Source organism: Vreelandella xerophytica, from assembly GCF_968048975.1.
The window spans coordinates 2,381,815-2,398,031 of record NZ_OZ309106.1 but is presented as its reverse complement, the minus strand read 5'-3'; the positions used below and the strand labels follow the sequence as shown (position 1 = coordinate 2,398,031).

Genomic DNA, 16,217 nt, shown 5'->3' with positions numbered 1-16,217 from the left:
CATTACCGGGCGTTACCCCGCGCTTTTGCATGTTATGCTTATGCGTTGAATCGCTGCCCTGAACGGCCCGCCCCTCGGGCCTGTTCGATGCGGCAGTGTAAAGATCTATTGGGCATGATAAGGCGGTCACTATGAAGCTTCTAGTCACGGGTGGGGCAGGGTTTATCGGTTCTGCGGTCGTACGGCATCTGGTTTTCAACACCGACCATGACGTCGTCAATGTCGATGCGTTGACCTACGCCGGTAACCTCGAGTCCTTGACGGCCGTTGAAAACAGCGAGCGCTACGCCTTCGAGCAGGCCGATATCGGTGATGCGGCTAAAATGGCCGAGCTTTTCGAGCGCCACCAGCCGGACGCGGTGATGCACCTGGCGGCGGAATCTCACGTGGACCGCTCCATCGACGGCCCGGCGGCGTTCATTCAAACCAATATCGTGGGCACCTACATTCTGCTGGAAGCGACGCGCCACTACTGGAAAGGCCTGCAGACAAGCGCCCCGGAGAAGGCGGCGGCGTTTCGCTTTCATCATATCTCCACCGATGAAGTGTACGGCGACCTGGAAGGCCCGGAGGATCTGTTCACCGAGGAAACCCCCTACGCGCCAAGCTCGCCTTACTCCGCCAGCAAGGCAAGTTCGGATCACCTGGTACGCGCCTGGCACCGCACCTATGGCCTGCCGGTGCTCATCACCAACTGCTCCAACAACTACGGGCCGTACCACTTCCCGGAAAAGCTCATTCCCTTGATGATTCTCAACGCCCTGGCGGGCAAGGCGCTGCCGGTGTACGGCGACGGCCAGCAGGTGCGCGACTGGCTTTATGTGGAAGACCACGCCCGGGCGCTGGTGAAGGTCGTGTCCGAAGGGGTGGTGGGCGAGACCTACAACATCGGCGGGCACAACGAGAAGGCCAACCTGGAAGTGGTGGAAACGCTTTGCGACCTGCTTCAGGAGCTGGTGCCCGGTGAGCGTCGCTACCGCGACCTGATCACCTTCGTGGCCGACCGCCCGGGCCATGACGTGCGCTACGCCATCGACGCCGACAAGATCGAGCGCGAACTGGGCTGGCGCCCGGAAGAGACCTTCGAGACGGGGCTGCGCAAGACCGTGCAGTGGTATCTGGACAACCGCCAGTGGTGGCAGCGCGTGCAGGACGGCAGCTATCAAGGGCAGCGCCTGGGTAGTCTGTGATCTCGCGGATCATCGAACATTCTGACCCGAAGGAATTGGTTATGAAGATTTTAGTTACCGGTGGCAATGGACAGGTGGGTTCCGAGCTTCGCCGTCAGCTGGCCACCCTGGGCGAGGTGCTGGCGCCGGCCCGGGCAGCGCTTGACCTGGCCGAGCCCGAGGCGGTCAGCGCGTATCTGGCCAAGCATCAGCCGGATGTGATCGTCAACGCGGCGGCTTACACGGCGGTGGACAACGCGGAATCGGACCAGGCCATGGCCACGCGCCTGAACGCCACGCTGCCCGGGCAGCTCGCGGAGCACTGTGCGGCGAACAACGCGCTGCTGATTCACTACTCGTCCGATTATGTCTACACCGGCGAAGGCAGCACCCCCTGGCAGGAAAGTGATGCCACCGGGCCGCGCAATGTCTACGGGGAAACCAAGCTGGCCGGCGATGACGCGGTGATCGCAAGCGGTTGCCGGCATCTGATCTTTCGTACCAGCTGGGTGTACAGCGCCTTCGGCAAGAGCTTTCTGGCCACCATGCTGCGCCTGGGGGCCGAGCGCGAGAACCTGAGCATCATCAGCGACCAGATCGGCGCGCCGACCCCGGCACGCCTGATTGCGCTGGTCACCCAGCAGGCGCTGGGCAAGTGGCTGGGTGAACACGGCAGCCACCTGGCAAGCGGGGTGTATCACCTGGCCCCGCGCGGGGAAACCAGCTGGCACGGGTTCGCCTGCGAGATCTTCAAGGCCGCCCGGCAGGCGGGCTTGCCGCTGACGATCACGCCGGAGGGTGTCTCGGCCATTCCGACCACGGAGTACCCGACCCCCGCGGCGCGTCCGCTGAACTCTCGGCTGGCAGTTGCTAGAATAGAGCAAGCACTTGGCATCGAGTTGCCTGACTGGCAGAGCCAGCTGGCGTTAACCGTGGACGAAATAGCAAGCTCGCGTTGATTGCGGGCCACGAGCAAGGAAGGAATCCATGCAACGTAAAGGTATTATTCTGGCGGGGGGCAGCGGTACGCGCCTGCATCCCATTACCCGGGGTGTTTCCAAGCAACTTTTGCCCATCTACGACAAGCCGATGATCTATTATCCCATCTCGGTGCTGATGTTGGCGGGCATTCGCGACATTCTGATCATCTCCACCCCGGAGGATCTGCCCCAGTACGAGAACCTGCTGGGCGATGGCAGCGCCTTCGGTGTGAACTTCGAGTACGCCGTGCAGCCAAGCCCGGATGGCCTGGCTCAGGCGTTCATCATCGGTGAAGAGTTCATTGGCGATTCGCCGGTGTGCCTGGTACTGGGGGACAACATCTTCCACGGCCAGCACTTTTCCGACCAGTTGAAGCGCGCCTGCGAACAGACAAGCGGCGCCACGGTATTTGGCTACCTGGTCAAGGACCCGGAGCGCTTTGGCGTGGTGGAGTTCGATGACAGCGGCAAGGCGGTGTCCATCGAAGAGAAGCCGGCCAAGCCCAGGTCTCCCTACGCGGTGACCGGGCTCTACTTCTACGACAACGACGTGGTCGAGATCGCCAAGAAGGTGCAACCTTCCGAGCGCGGCGAACTCGAGATCACCAGTATCAACAACGCTTATCTTGAGCGCGGCGACCTGCGCGTGGAGCGCCTGGGCCGAGGCTTTGCGTGGCTGGATACCGGCACCCACGACAGCCTGCTGGAAGCCAGCCAGTACGTGCAGACCATCGAGCACCGCCAGGGGCTCAAGGTGGCCTGCCTTGAAGAGATTGCCTGGCACCAGGGCTGGTTGAGCGATGAGGCGCTTCGAGAAAGCGCCCAGGCGCTGTCCAAGACCGGCTATGGCCAGTATCTGTTACACCGTCTGGATATCGAAGGAGGCCAGTGATGCAGGTCGAAAAAACCTCCCTGCCCGGGGTCGTGATCCTGACCCCCAAGGTGTTCGGTGACGAGCGCGGCTTCTTCATGGAAAGCTTCAATCAGCAGGCGTTCGAAGAGGCCACGGGCTGTACGCGCAGCTTCGTGCAGGACAACCATTCCCGCTCGCGCCAGGGCGTGCTGCGGGGTATCCACTACCAGCTGGAACAGCCCCAGGGCAAGCTGGTGCGCGTGGTGCACGGCAGCGTATGGGATGTGGCGGTGGATCTGCGCCGCGATTCCGAGCACTTCGGCCAGTGGGTGGGGGTCGAGCTTTCCGCCGACAACAACCGCCAGCTGTGGGTGCCGGAGGGTTTCGGCCACGCCTTCGTGGTGCTCTCGGAAACCGCGGATTTCCTGTACAAGACCACCGATTACTACCACCCGGCCTCCGAGCGCAGCATTCGCTTCGACGACCCGGAACTGGGCATCGAGTGGCCTGAGCTTCCGGTCGAGTTCGCGCTTTCCGACAAGGACAAGGCGAGCAGCACCCTTTCCGCCGCAGAGGTTTACGAACGCTGAGACCCGCCCGGCATGACAAGCGCCCATCGCAGCAAAGCTGCGGTGGGCGCTTTTTTATGGGTAGCCATCAGGTTGACGGGGAAACACGTTACAGGCACAAGGGCTAATTTTACTTTTCAGCGAGCTGGGGGTAGGGTGTCCTGAAAGCTAATCGAATTTAACGTGAACATCGGCGGGGGCACCATGGCGAATACGGCAACCACATCCTCTCTTTCCACCCTGGTGCATCGGGGTGGCGCCAGCGGCGTGACCGGCAGCTGCCACCAGCTTTATGCCGGTGACGACTGCTCGCTGTTGATCGACTGCGGGCTGTTCCAGGGCGAGGACGCCGAGGCGGACAGCTTCGAGCAGCTCACCGTCGATTTCGAGATCGCCTCGCTCAAGGCGCTGGTGATCACCCATGTGCATATCGACCACGTCGGCCGGCTGCCCTACCTGCTGGCGGCGGGGTTCACCGGGCCGATCCTCTGCTCGGTGCCTTCCGCGAAGCTGCTGCCCCTGGTCATCGAGGATGCGCTGAAGATCGGCTTCACCCGGGATCAACGGCTCATCGAGCGGTTTCTGGCCCAGGTCGACCGGCAGCTGGTTTTGCTGCCCTATGACCGGTGGCATTCGGTGCTAGAAAGCGAGGCGCTCGATATGCGGGTCAAGCTGCGCCGGGCCGGGCACATCCTGGGGTCGAGCTACGTGGAGGTCTCCCTGGGCAAGCCCGCCACCGGACAGCGTGAGCGCGTGGTGTTCTCGGGGGATCTGGGGGCGGCCAACTCCCCCTTGCTGCCCGCGCCGAAATCTCCCGCCAGGGCGGATGTGCTGGTGCTGGAAGCCACCTACGGCGGGCGCTATCACCAGCAGCGCACCGACCGCGTGAAGACATTGAAGCAAGCCATCGAGCAGGCCCTGGAGAATCAGGGCACGGTGATCATTCCGGCGTTCAGCATCGGCCGTACCCAGGAGCTTCTTTACGAACTGGAAGGCATCCTTCACGGCGCTGGAGATCGCTCGCGCTGGGCATCCTTGGAGATCATCGTCGATTCGCCTCTGGCGGCGCGCTTCACGAAGGTGTATCGCACCCTGAAGCCCTACTGGGATGCGGAAGCGAAAAAGCGCTTGCAGGCCGGGCGCCATCCGCTGAATTTCGCGGCGCTTTATACGGTGGACAGCCACGACGCCCACGAACGGACGGTGCGCTACCTGGCGCAAAGCGGCCGGCCCGCGGTGGTCATCGCGGCCAGCGGCATGTGTGCGGGCGGGCGGGTCGTCAACTATCTGAAAGCCATGCTGGGGGATGCACGCCACCAGGTGCTGTTCGTGGGCTACCAGGGCGAGGGGACCCCGGGCCGCGATATTCAACGCTACGGCCCCCAGGGCGGATGGGTGACGCTGGACGGCGAACGAGTGGATATTCGCGCCGGTGTCACCACCATCAGCGGCTACTCCGCCCACGCCGATCAGGGGGATTTGCTACGTTTCATCAAGCGCATGCGCCACTGGCCGCGTAAGGTTCATCTGGTGCACGGCGATGCTTGGGCGCGGGAGGCGCTGAAATCCGCCCTCGAGGCCATGGCGGGGCAACAGGGCAAGGTTCTGGACGTGACGCTGCCGACAAACGCGCCCCGGTGAGTCCTGCGCCAGGGCTGTCGATGCAAGCTGTGCTACTATTTCAGCCTTTCGTCAGCGTCAGGTTGAAGTATCGGGCATGGAACAGAACACGGTGGTGAGGCCGTACGCCTCGGCGGACAGCGCGTTAGGGCTTTATACGAATGGGTGTGTGTTTTCGATGGGGGCGCTGGCGCTGATCGTGCCTTCGGGTTACTCCATTGGTGCGGCCTTGCTGCTGCTGGCCAGTGGCTGTCTGTTCCTGCGCCGTGTGGGGTTTGCAATGCTTACCCGACAGGACCAGTGGGTGATTGCGGTTCTGTGCCTTTACGGGTTGGGGGTCGGGGTGCTCTCGTCGGTCGAGCTTGGCTTGCGCGGGTTCGATCGACCTTCGCGGTTCTTGCTGGCCATCCCGGTGCTGCTGCTGATTCTGCGCTGCCCGCCGCGTCTGGAATGGCTCTGGGCGGGGCTGGCGCTGGGGGCCATCGGCTCGGGCAGCTGGGCGCTGTGGCAAAAGCAGGTACTGGGCGTGGAGCGCGCCGGCGGGTTCTTGCACGTCATCCAGTTCGGCAACTTGAGCATGCTGATGGGCGTGTTGTGCCTGGCGGGGCTGGGCTTTGCGTTCGTGCAGCGCCATCGAACCTTCTGGGTGGGACTGCTGCTGGCCGGGGCGCTGCTGGGCATGCTGGGCTCGCTGATGTCGGGCAGCCGCGGCGGGTGGATCGGGCTGCCGTTTATCGGGTTCGTGCTGTACCGGGGCTATGGGCGAACGCTGGCGCTGGGCTTGAAGGTTGGCGCCGTGGCGGTTGTGATGGCGCTGGCGGTAACCGTTTATGCGCTGCCGCAAACCGGGGTTCAGCAGCGCGTTCATGCCGGCTTCGACGATGTGGCGCAGTACCTGGGCGGGGGCGAGCGTGATACCTCCCTGGGCCTGCGCTTCGAGATGTGGCGCGGGGCCGGGCAGTTGATTGCCGAGCGGCCCGTGCTGGGCTGGGGGGAGACCGGCTATACCCAGGGCCTGAAGGCGCTGGGCGAGCGTGGGGTCATCACCATGGGGGCCACCGAGTTCGACCACGCCCATAACGAGTTCATCGATGCCACCGCCAAGCGCGGTATCGTCGGGCTGTTGATACTTCTGGCGCTTTATATCGTGCCCATTCGCATGTTCGCCCCGGGCCTTGCACACCCGAATTTCCGGGTACGCTCGCTGGCGGTGGCGGGTACGCTCTTGCCGGTGGCCTATATCGATTTCGGGCTCTCCCAGACGTTTCTGGCGCATAACAGCGGGGCGATGTTCTACGCCTTCTGGCTGGCGGTGTGGTGGGCGAGTTTCAGCGCGTACCGGCGCCGGGAAGCCTCGATCCGGTAACCCTAAGCGGCTGACCACGCAGGCCGTTTCAAGCATCGTTGTCTGGTCATATGCGCTGAAGTGGGCTATAGCTGACAAGGCTGGCAGCAGGCGAGGGGACGATGCGCGTATCCGAGCATCGTCTTTCAAGCGGACCATAGAGGCCGTGCCCGCTGCCCACGACAGGGAAAACAATGCTGGGAGGCATAACGATGCTGACACCGACACAACAACTGCAGTCCTATTACCTGGCCCTTTTTGGCCGCGCCGCCGACCCGGCGGGCCTTGCCTACTGGCAGGAACAGATGGATACCCAGGCCCTCGAACCCCGGGACGTGCTGTTCTACATGCTGCAATCCGACGAGTTCGCGGCGCAGCGCGAGGCGCTTTTTGAGCTTCCCGACAACGGCTGGGTCAACGAGATATACCAGCGCCTGTTCGCCCGAGACGCCGAACAGGCGGGCGTGGAGTACTGGAGCGAAAAGGCCAGCGAAGGGGTTTCACTTCAGGTGCTGATCGAATCCATCCTGGCCTCGGCCAGCGCCACGGACAAGGAAGCCCTCGATGCCTATACCTCGATTGCCCAGTTCTACTCGCAAAACGTCCAGGACGAGAACTACGACGCCGAGCAGAAGCTGGTCCAGGACGGCTTCAGAAGCAACGAACAGCTTTATGCCGACCTGCAGGCCCTGGACGAGCGCTTCGACACGCTGTCGCTGACCCAGGCCGGGGCGTCCGTGGAAGGGCGCCCGCTGTTTGCGGCAAGCGTGGGCGACGGGCCGCGCAAGCTGATGATCGTGACCCAGCAGCATGGCGATGAGCCGGTCGGCACGGAAGCCGCCATGTATTTTCTCGAATGGCTGAGCGGTGACAGTGAGGCGGCCCAGGCGCTTCGCGCAGAGGTCAGCGTGACCGTGATGCCCCGGGTGAACCCGGACGGCTTCGCGCGGTGGGAGCAGCTGGTGCTGGGCAATCTCGACCCGGAAACGACGCTGGACCCGCGTCGCAATTCCGCTGATATCGACCTGAACCGTACCTGGGACTCCTCCGAGGCCCTCGATGCCACGCTTGCGCCTGAAACCGTGGCCATTCGCGCCATACTGGCCGCGTTTGAACCCGAGGTACTGCTTGACTATCACAATCAGAACAACTACCTCAACGCGGCCGGCGAGCTGGAAACCATGTCTATCCTGTGGCCGACCAACGACGGCGTCGAGCCCGGCATTACCGTGACTGCTCAGCAGGCCGCCGTGGCGCTCGCCCAGGGAGTGGAGCTGTTCGACTATGGTTTTCTGTCCCTGTTTCCCGGCGGCGATGCGGCGGATATCGGCCGTAACGGTATTGCCATCGATGGAACGCCGGTGCTGTTGATCGAGCAGCGCGGGCTCGAGGAGTTCGAACTCAAGTCCCTCGAAGGGCTCGAGCTGGACTTCGACGCGGTGGCCAGCGCGCTGACCCTCGAAGGCGTGTTGAGCATGCTGGGTATTGCGCGGGCGCTGGGTAACGACGGCTTTGCCGGTCTCGACCCTCTGCTTGCCCTGGTGATTCCCGATCGCGGCGAGCGCACCCCGTTCGACCAGCTCTATGCCGAGGAGATCACCTGGGATATGGCCCCGGCGATTGCCGAAAGCTCCGACGCGCCCTGGATGGCGGATCAATCCGGGGCCTTGACGCTGACCGGTGTGGCGGACGCCCCGGCCGCGGAGTATCAGATGGCCTGAGCCTTTTCGTGATGCAGGGCGTGTCGTGCAGGACTTGCGGTGTCTGATGCCGTGCAGACGCGTCGTTTATAAAACGGGCAGGGCCTGGCGAGGCGCTATTTCGATAGCGCCTCGCTCTCTTTTTTCCGGGCCGGGTTTTCTCGTGTCATCACGTCTGGTGCCACCACGTCTTTTGCTACCGCTTCGGGCGCCACCACGGCAATGCGCGTCTGCTCCCGGGTCCACTTTCCGGCCTTTTTATCCAGGTACTGGAAATGCTCGTTGGTGAAGCTTCCCTGATGGCAGGCGTAGCGGTAGGGCACCGTGGGCACGGCATTCTTGTCCAGATGCTGGTTGAATACCCCCGGGCCGGTCAGCTCGAAGACATTGGTCTGCGTGCCGGTTTCGATATTGCGCTGCACCTGCTCGATCAGGGCCAGCAGGTGAGGGTTCTTTGCCTGGCTGGCGATGAAGTAGTTGCTGATGTCCCCCCGGCGGGTGGTGACGAAAAGCTCCCGGTTTTCTGTGCCCACCACTCGGGAAAGCGGCCAGATGGCGTGGGCGTCGATATCCATGTAGACGCCGCCGTGGTGGTAAAGCACCAGCAGACGCCAGAAATCCGCCTGGGCGGCGCCGATCTGCAGACGCGTATAGCTTTGCACGACCCGGGGGTCGAAGTGGCGCTCGATGAAGGTGTGGCGCGCCTGGGTGACCATGAAGCGGTACTCGAAGCGCGGCGCCATCAGCCGGTTGAACAGGTAATTGAGATAGACCGGCAGGGTGACCCGGTCGGTGAAGTTGGTCTGCCACAGCGTTCGCGGAATGGCCGTCGCGGGGGCCTGCTTCCAGAGCGGCGGGGCGTAGGCGGGCAGGGTAAAGCGCTTTTTGGGGAAAAGCGCATGAAACGGGTAGCTCAACATCTTGGTGATGTTGGCTACCAGCTTGATGAGGCGACCGACGGCCACGATAGCCGCCCTGGTTGCCCCGGCACTTTTCCTCATGCGAGCCGTCATGCGCGCCCCTGATCGTTGAAAAGCGCTATCTTACCGGTAACCGGGGTTTACCAGCCACCCTGGGTTTCGAGCAGGCTCAGCACGTTGTTGTTGATCGCCAGCTTGAAGTCGGCGCTGGCCAGCACCATGGCGTCCCCGGCGCGCACCACCCGGGTGCTGACATAGATGAAATCCTGGCCCTGGGCGTAGGTGCCCATCAGAATCGAGCGGGCATTGTGCTGAGCGCTCAGCCGCTGCACCTGGCGGGAAAGAATCAGCTCGCCCACGTTCTCCTCGATGAACATGCTGTCGCGCATCTTGACTTCGCGGACCTGCAGCCCCTGCTGGGCAAGCGCCGAGGCCATGATTTCCGAGCTGATCCGGCCAAAGGTCGACGACTGGGTCAGGTTGTCGATGCTGACAAAGGTGGCGGCGATCATCGGGCTGTAGCGGGCAAGGTCCGGATTGACGGCCAGCATGTGCGCCGCCGCCTCGTGGGCCAGTTCGGAAAGATCCGGCGGCGGCGGCGGCGGGGTGGACCCGCGCTGGTTCATGCCCGCGCACCCGGCCAGCACAAGAACGCCCACGGCGAGAAGGGCGCTGCGCCAAAGGGGCCGCAAGGTGCGGCGCTTGATGAAGGCAAACGGTGAAGAGATCGATGCGTGCATGGCCTTACCAGGTGTTGGTGAGCGGAATGGAGGGCTCGACGGGGGCATGGTACGCCTGGGGAGCGTACTGGCGCCGGTCGCCCTTGTTGATGTAGTAGATGTTGGAGGACGAGTAAAGAATGCGCTCGCCGTCGATCACCTGGGTGGTGACGATGATCTCTTCATTGCCGGTGTGCGTCCAGCTGCCGCTGGTGACATCGGCCACCATGCCTGCAGGAATCAGCCCCAGCGCCGGCTCGCTCCAGCGCTTGAGGGGAATGGCGGCCACGGCAATACCCGCCGTCAGCGCGGTGAAAGCGCCCACCGGCGGGCGAATGAAGCCGCGATCGCGATGCTCGACGATCTCGACATCGACCACGACCTCGGCGCTGTTGGCGGTGGCGGCGGTGGTCACGTTGGCGCCTCGGGTGACCAGCTCGCTGGTCAGGAAGGTGCGAAAGCCACGGCTGAACTCGCCGCCGCTATAGGCCACATACCCCTCCGGGGTCGGGTCCTGAATGTGCAGATCGCGAAATCTTACCCGCTCGCGCGCAAGAATCTGTCCGGCCTCGTGGCGGGCCAGTATTTCCCAGTGGTGGGCGGCCTGCATGCGCTGCTGTTCGGAGTACGGGTAGGTGGTCGCAATCGGCGCCTGCGAGGTGTTGGCGTAAAAGCAGCCGCTCAGTGCAAGGCTTGCAAGCCCCACGCCGAGCGCGCACCCGAAACGCGTTGTTACAGCTAATAGGCGGGTATACACCAGCTAGTTCCTTATCTTCGCAAAAGGGGTTTTTGATAGACTAGGTCGTCATGTTTACATCTAAATCGGCCAACGGGTAGAAAACTTGAATGAGTAGAGACACCTATGCTTGAAGATCACCGTGGGGGGCCGCGCCACGATTCTCTGCTGTCCGCGTACCCGGCAGACGATGGCAACAGCGGCTGGATGATCAGCTATATCGATATCATGACGATACTCGTTGCGCTGTTCGTGGTGATCATTGCCGCCTCCAATATCGACCCGGGCTGGTCCGGTGACGACCCCGTGGATACCTCGAGCCACGAGGTCCAGGTAGTGCCCGCCGCCGCGCTCGATGTACCGTTTCCCGAGGCGTTGACGCGTGCGGCCCCGGCGCTGCCTGCTTCAAGGCCGGGCGTGCTGAGCCCGGTGGCCATCAGCGCCGCGCTCGGCGTGGCCGGCCCGCAGCGGCGGGCGGCCATCGTGCCCGTACCGGTGCCCCCGGCGCTTCTGGCGCGCCAGCCTCTTGCCCCTGCGAACGTCCTGGCGCCTGACGAGCAGGCGCCGGTATTCGAATGGCTGCTGCCGGCACCGCTTTTCGCCTCGCGGGCCCGCGGCGTAGCACCAGAGCCGGGCGTCTCGCCGTTGGCCGACTACATGGTGATTCTGACGGACCAGCCGCCGGTGAACGCCTATCCGCTCAGCGACGCGGCGGTCAGCGCCGCGATCAGCGTGGCGCAGGGGCTCGACGAGCGGGTGGCGGATTCGCTCTACCTGCCCAACCTTGAAGGCGTGGAAGTGGCCCGGGTGGCCGAAGGCATCAGCCTGCGGGTGCAGGACCGGATGCTGTTCCCCTCGGCCACGGCGGAGCTGACCGAAGACGGCGCGTCGCTGGTGGGGAGCCTGCTGGAAACCATTCAGCGCTATGAGGGGGAAGTCTGGGTGGAAGGGCACTCGGACAGCCAGTCGATCAACACGCCGGAGTTCTCCTCCAACTGGGCGTTGTCCAGCGCCCGTGCGATTGCCATCGTCGAGGCGCTGCAGGCGGCAGGCGTTTCGGCTTCACGGCTTCGCGCCGTGGGCCTGGCCGCTACCCAGCCCCTGGAAGACAACGCCACCGCCGAAGGGCGCGCACGCAACCGCCGGGTGGAGGTGGTCATTCACGTTGAATAGGATGGGCCTGTACAGATCAAGGGAATCCGTTTGTACAGGTAATTGCCACGCATGAAAAAAGACCCGCCAGAGGGTGGCGGGTCAGTAAGGGCTTGGCTCGGTGTAGTCTGCTGGCATCAGGTGAGGGGTGTACAAGGCTGCCAGCAGGTACAATTTGAGTATAAACATTATCGCTCTCCTGCCAAGCTTTTTTTCAATTTTTTTCATATTTTGTTCAAGTGTTGTCTAACTTGAATGCACCAATGCGGTGCTGCAGGACTGCGCTTTTTTGGTGCTCGCCGGTTCAAGCAAGTCTGCCGGTTACTCAAGTGATTGAAAATACGATCCATTACTGCATTGGCACGCAATCTGCTAACGACTGGTAACGTGCCGCAGACTTCGGGGAGGGCCTTGAACCTCGAGTCTCCTTGAACATCCCCCGGCACTTCAACATTCGAAAAGGTGGTGTCATGACGGAACACGCCCCACAACCCCGGTCGACTATCGAACCCGCCAGCGCCGCGCGGGACCCGGCGCTGACACCGCGTCTGGTGGTCACGGACCTGGACGGCTCCCTGCTGGATCACGACAGCTACGATTTTTCCCCGGCCAGGGGGGCTCTTGCTCGGCTCAAGGCGCTCGGTGTGCCCGTGATTCCCGTGACCAGCAAGACCCGCGCCGAGCTTGCAGCGCTTCGTGACGCCTTGAACCTCACCGCCACGCCTTTCGTGGCCGAAAACGGGGCGGTGATCGGCCTGCCGCCGGGCTGGTGTCATCCGCGTCTGGATCGCCCCGGCAACGCCAGCGACAGCATCGTCGTCAAGCACACCGGGGTGGACAACACGTTCATTCGCGCGCGCTTGAACGTCTGGCGCCAGCGCCTGGGCATTCGCTTTACCCGCATGGGCGAGATGCCTCTCGAGCGGCTGATGGCGCTGACCGGGCTCGACGAGGCCCGGGCCATCGCCGCGCGAAAACGCGAGGGGAGCGAGCCGTTGGTCTGGGAAGATGACGCAAGCGCGCTGGAGACGTTTCGCAGGGCGCTGCAGGGCGATGGCCTGACGCTGACCCAGGGTGGGCGCTTTTATCACGTGATGGGGGCGGCCTCGGACAAGGGCAGCGCCGTGAGCTGGTTGATCAAGCGCTTTTGCGCGCTTCGGGGAAGCCGGCCGCTGACCCTGGGCCTGGGCGATGGCCCCAACGATATCGAGATGCTGGAAACGGTGGACCAGGCCGTGGTGATCAAGGGCCGCCATACGCTGAAGGTGGAGCCCGCGAACGCCTCGCTTTATCGCACCCGCGCGCCCGGGCCCGAGGGCTGGGTGGAGGGGCTTGCGTATTGGTGGGGCCGGGAGGATGACCGGCTCGCCGTGGCTGAAAAGGACGCCGCGGCGCTTTGACGAACTTTTATCGCGTAATGCACAAGCGCCAGGCCAGAGAGGGCACCCATGAGTGATTTTCATCAAAACGGACTGATCACGGATTTTCACAACCTGACCCGCCGCCCGGTCGAGGCGCTGGAGCAGGATCTTTGCCACTTTGCCAAGCGTCGGCCCATGGGGCTTATCCTGCCGTCGCTTTTTTCCGAGCTGGAGGGGCCGGCGCTGTCAGCGATCGTCGACGAGCTCAAGCACGTGCCCTACCTGAATGAGATCGTGGTCGGCCTGGACCGGGCCGACCGCGAGCAGTTTCTCTTCGCCCGGGAGTTCTTCTCGCGGCTGCCCCAGCATACGCGCATCCTGTGGAACGACGGACCACGCCTGAAGGCTCTGTACGCCGAGCTCGAAGAGCACGGGCTGGGCGCGCTTGAGCCGGGCAAGGGCCGCAACGTGTGGTACTGCGCGGGCTACATGCTGGCGTCCAGTCGCTCGGCAGTGGTGGGGCTTCACGACTGCGATATCCTGACCTACGACCGCGGGCTTCTGGCGCGCCTGATGTATCCGGTCGCCCATCCGCGCTTCAACTACAGCTTCTGCAAGGGCTATTACCCGCGCATTGCCGAGGGCAAGCTCAACGGGCGCGTCTCGCGGCTGATGGTCACGCCGCTTCTGCGCGCGCTGAAGACCGTGTGCGGGCCGTCGGCGTATCTGGACTACCTGGACTGTTTTCGCTACCCGTTGTCCGGGGAGTTCGCCATGCGCGCCGAGGTGCTGGAAGGCATTCGTATCCCTGCCGACTGGGGGCTCGAGATCGGCGTGCTCTCGGAGCTGCAGCGCAACTACTCGATGCGCCAGATCTGCCAGGTGGATATCGCCGACGCCTACGACCACAAGCATCAGCCGGTCAGCGAAGAGGACGCCAGTGGCGGGCTCAACCGCATGAGTCTGGATATCGCCAAGGCGCTTTATCGCAAGCTTGCCACACAAGGGGTGAGCTTCAGCAGCGAGGATTTTCGCACGCTGAAGGCTACCTACTACCGCCTGGCGCTGGATCTGATCGAGGTCTACGACCACGACGCCACCATGAACGGGCTGAGCCTTGACCGCCACAGCGAAGAGCAGGCGGTGGAGCTTTTCGCCAACAACCTGCTGGAGGCGGGCAACCTGTTTCTCGACAACCCCCGCGAGCGTCCTTTCATCCCCAGCTGGAACCGGGTACAGGCCGCCGTCCCCGACCTGCTCGCCCGCATGCGCGAAGCAGTCGAGCTGGATAACCAGGGCGACGTTTGAAGGGTGCCGATGGGGGAGAAATTCAGCTCGCGATCTCTTGAGCCGAGCGCCTGCCCGGCAGGCGCTTCTCGGTATTGGCCAAGGCCTTCAAGGAAATGCCCGGCCCGGCGATGTGGCAAGTCAGGCGGTGGGGCTAGAAGGAATCGAGGGCGATGGGGCGGCTGGGTAGCGCCTTCGATTCGCTTTGCTGGTAAGCCAGCGGTGGTTGGATACGGAAGTGGCTGACACGCTCGCGTAGCTGCGTACTCAGCTGGGCAAGGGCCTGGGTGGTGTGGTTGCTCTCTTGCACCAGTCCGGCGTTTTGCTGGGTCATCTGGTCCATCTGGGTGACCGCCTCGTTGACCTGTTCGATACCGCTACTTTGTTCATTGGTGGCCGCAGAGATCTCCTGAACCAGGGTGCTGAGCTGCTGGATTTCGGTGACCACGCTATTGATGAGTTCACCGGTATCGCGCACCTGCTGGCTGCCATTGGCCACCTTGAGGCCGGAATCCTCGATGAGCTTCTTGATCTCCTGCGCCGCCGAGGCGGAACGGCTGGCCAATAGACGCACTTCGCTTGCGACGACGGCAAAGCCGCGGCCCTGTTCGCCGGCGCGGGCGGCCTCGACCGAGGCATTGAGCGCCAGAATGTTGGTCTGAAAGGCGATGGCGTCGATGGTGTTGACGATACTGCTCATCTGAGCGGAGCTTTCGTTGATGGCCTCCATCGTACTCACCACGGTGGTCATGGCCGTGCTTCCCCGCTGGGCGTTTTCCGCCGTGGAGGAGGCCAGCTTGCGCGCGTGGTCGGCGTGCTCGGCGTTTTGCTTCACCGTCGCCGTCAGCTCTTCCATGCTGGACGCGGTTTGCGCAAGCGAGGCGGCCTGCTGCTCGGTACGCGTGGACAGCTCTTCGTTGACCCCCACGATCTGTTCGACCCCGCTGTTGACCTGGTCGGCGCCCTGATGGATGCCGCCTATCGTGTGGGCCAGGTTTTCACGCATGCGGTCGATGTTGAACAGCAGGCTGTTCTGGTCCGAACGGGGCAGCGTGGTCTCGCGGGTCAGGTCGCCGTTGGCGATATGGCTGACCACCGACGCCGCGTAGCGCGGATCGCCACCCAGGCGACGCCCTACATCGCGAATGATCCAGCCCATCAGTAGCGCCACGGGCGCGCCGATGAGCAGAAACGCGATCAGCGAGTGAATCAGGTTGCTGACAAAATCCGCATCGATGTCGTCGGTATAGATCCCCGCCCCGTAAGCCCAGCCCCACTCGGGCAGGTAGGCGAAATAGCTGACCTTGGAGAACTGCTGGTCACCGGAGTCGAGCCGGCGCGAGTAGTAGTCGACGTGGCCACCGCCGGCCCGGGCGGCTTCCAGGAACGCGCTGTAGAGATACATGCCGCGGCTGTCCTGGAAACTGCTCATGTCAGTACCACGCTCGCGCCGGGGGTGCGACACGATGTCGAGCTGATCGTCGAAGGCAAAGATGTACTCGTCATCGCCAAACCCGGCGTTGTTGATACTTTCGATCGCGCGCTGCTGCGCCTGCTCGACGGTGAGTTCGCCGCTGGCGGCCCTGGCCTGAAGCGATTCGAGCTGGGAACCTAGGCTCTCGACGACCTGCTGGATACTGGTACGCCGCTCCTCCTCCATGGTGTGTCGATTGTCCCAGGTGAGCCAGCCTACCAGGGCCAGCATGGCAAGACATATGATGGCCAAGATACCCCAGAGCCGTTGGTTCATCGTTAGTCGCGTCATGAGTTTCCCGAGCGTGAAATAGAGGACCTGTGTTTTAAGAA

General features: G+C 63.3%; 14 protein-coding genes. 10 read left to right on the top strand and 4 right to left on the bottom strand.

Annotation, left to right across the window (positions count from 1 at the left end; genetic code table 11):
- Window positions 1–131: 131 nt before the first annotated feature.
- The 7 genes from rfbB to ACWF8S_RS11295 all read left to right on the top strand — a co-directional run bounded on the left by rfbB (window position 132) and on the right by ACWF8S_RS11295 (window position 8,257).
- Window positions 132–1,190: a dTDP-glucose 4,6-dehydratase gene (rfbB, locus tag ACWF8S_RS11325; protein WP_447553420.1), complete on the top strand. Its 1,059-nt coding sequence runs from the start codon at window positions 132–134 to the stop codon at window positions 1,188–1,190.
- A 41-nt stretch (window positions 1,191–1,231) separates the two neighbouring features.
- Window positions 1,232–2,128, top strand: coding sequence for a dTDP-4-dehydrorhamnose reductase (gene rfbD / locus ACWF8S_RS11320; protein WP_447553419.1), 897 nt, complete (start codon window positions 1,232–1,234; stop codon window positions 2,126–2,128).
- A gap of 28 nt (window positions 2,129–2,156) precedes the next feature.
- Window positions 2,157–3,041 carry a glucose-1-phosphate thymidylyltransferase RfbA gene (rfbA, locus tag ACWF8S_RS11315; RefSeq protein ID WP_447553418.1) on the top strand — a complete coding sequence of 295 codons (885 nt, stop codon included), beginning with the start codon at window positions 2,157–2,159 and terminating at the stop codon, window positions 3,039–3,041.
- Window positions 3,041–3,592 (top strand): dTDP-4-dehydrorhamnose 3,5-epimerase, encoded by a 552-nt coding sequence (rfbC, locus tag ACWF8S_RS11310; protein WP_447553417.1) that lies wholly within the window; start codon window positions 3,041–3,043, stop codon window positions 3,590–3,592. The genes rfbA and rfbC overlap by 1 nt, the downstream gene beginning before the upstream one ends.
- A gap of 183 nt (window positions 3,593–3,775) precedes the next feature.
- Window positions 3,776–5,212, top strand: coding sequence for an MBL fold metallo-hydrolase (locus ACWF8S_RS11305; protein WP_447553416.1), 1,437 nt, complete (start codon window positions 3,776–3,778; stop codon window positions 5,210–5,212).
- A gap of 76 nt (window positions 5,213–5,288) precedes the next feature.
- Entirely contained in the window at window positions 5,289–6,557 is a 1,269-nt protein-coding gene (locus ACWF8S_RS11300; protein ID WP_447553415.1) for an O-antigen ligase family protein, read from the top strand.
- A 191-nt stretch (window positions 6,558–6,748) separates the two neighbouring features.
- Entirely contained in the window at window positions 6,749–8,257 is a 1,509-nt protein-coding gene (locus ACWF8S_RS11295; RefSeq protein ID WP_447553414.1) for a DUF4214 domain-containing protein, read from the top strand.
- A gap of 95 nt (window positions 8,258–8,352) precedes the next feature.
- On the opposite strand, the gene ACWF8S_RS11290 is transcribed toward ACWF8S_RS11295, so the two are convergent.
- The 3 genes from ACWF8S_RS11290 to ACWF8S_RS11280 are packed head-to-tail and all read right to left on the bottom strand — an operon-like array spanning window position 8,353 to window position 10,632.
- Window positions 8,353–9,249 (bottom strand): glycosyltransferase family 32 protein, encoded by an 897-nt coding sequence (locus tag ACWF8S_RS11290; RefSeq protein WP_447553413.1) that lies wholly within the window; start codon window positions 9,247–9,249, stop codon window positions 8,353–8,355.
- Window positions 9,250–9,296: 47 nt separating this feature from the next.
- A complete protein-coding gene (locus tag ACWF8S_RS11285; RefSeq protein WP_447553412.1) occupies window positions 9,297–9,896 on the bottom strand; it encodes a FlgO family outer membrane protein in 600 nt (199 codons plus the stop codon).
- 4 nt (window positions 9,897–9,900) lie between these two features.
- Complete coding sequence (locus ACWF8S_RS11280) at window positions 9,901–10,632, bottom strand: hypothetical protein (protein WP_447553411.1); 732 nt, start codon at window positions 10,630–10,632, stop codon at window positions 9,901–9,903.
- Window positions 10,633–10,737: 105 nt separating this feature from the next.
- Between ACWF8S_RS11280 and ACWF8S_RS11275 the strand changes: the two genes are divergently transcribed.
- The 3 genes from ACWF8S_RS11275 (at window position 10,738) to ACWF8S_RS11265 (ending at window position 14,432) form a co-directional block, all read left to right on the top strand.
- The gene (locus ACWF8S_RS11275; RefSeq protein WP_447553410.1) at window positions 10,738–11,784 is read left to right on the top strand and encodes an OmpA family protein; all 1,047 of its coding nucleotides are present in this window, start codon (window positions 10,738–10,740) and stop codon (window positions 11,782–11,784) included.
- Between the two features lie 449 nt (window positions 11,785–12,233).
- Complete coding sequence (locus tag ACWF8S_RS11270; RefSeq protein ID WP_447553409.1) at window positions 12,234–13,163, top strand: HAD-IIB family hydrolase; 930 nt, start codon at window positions 12,234–12,236, stop codon at window positions 13,161–13,163.
- 48 nt (window positions 13,164–13,211) lie between these two features.
- Window positions 13,212–14,432 carry a glycosyl transferase gene (locus ACWF8S_RS11265; protein WP_447553408.1) on the top strand — a complete coding sequence of 407 codons (1,221 nt, stop codon included), beginning with the start codon at window positions 13,212–13,214 and terminating at the stop codon, window positions 14,430–14,432.
- Window positions 14,433–14,565: 133 nt separating this feature from the next.
- Here ACWF8S_RS11265 and ACWF8S_RS11260 read toward each other — a convergent pair whose 3' ends face one another.
- Window positions 14,566–16,176, bottom strand: coding sequence for a methyl-accepting chemotaxis protein (locus tag ACWF8S_RS11260; RefSeq protein WP_447553407.1), 1,611 nt, complete (start codon window positions 16,174–16,176; stop codon window positions 14,566–14,568).
- Between the last annotated feature and the right edge of the window lie 41 nt (window positions 16,177–16,217).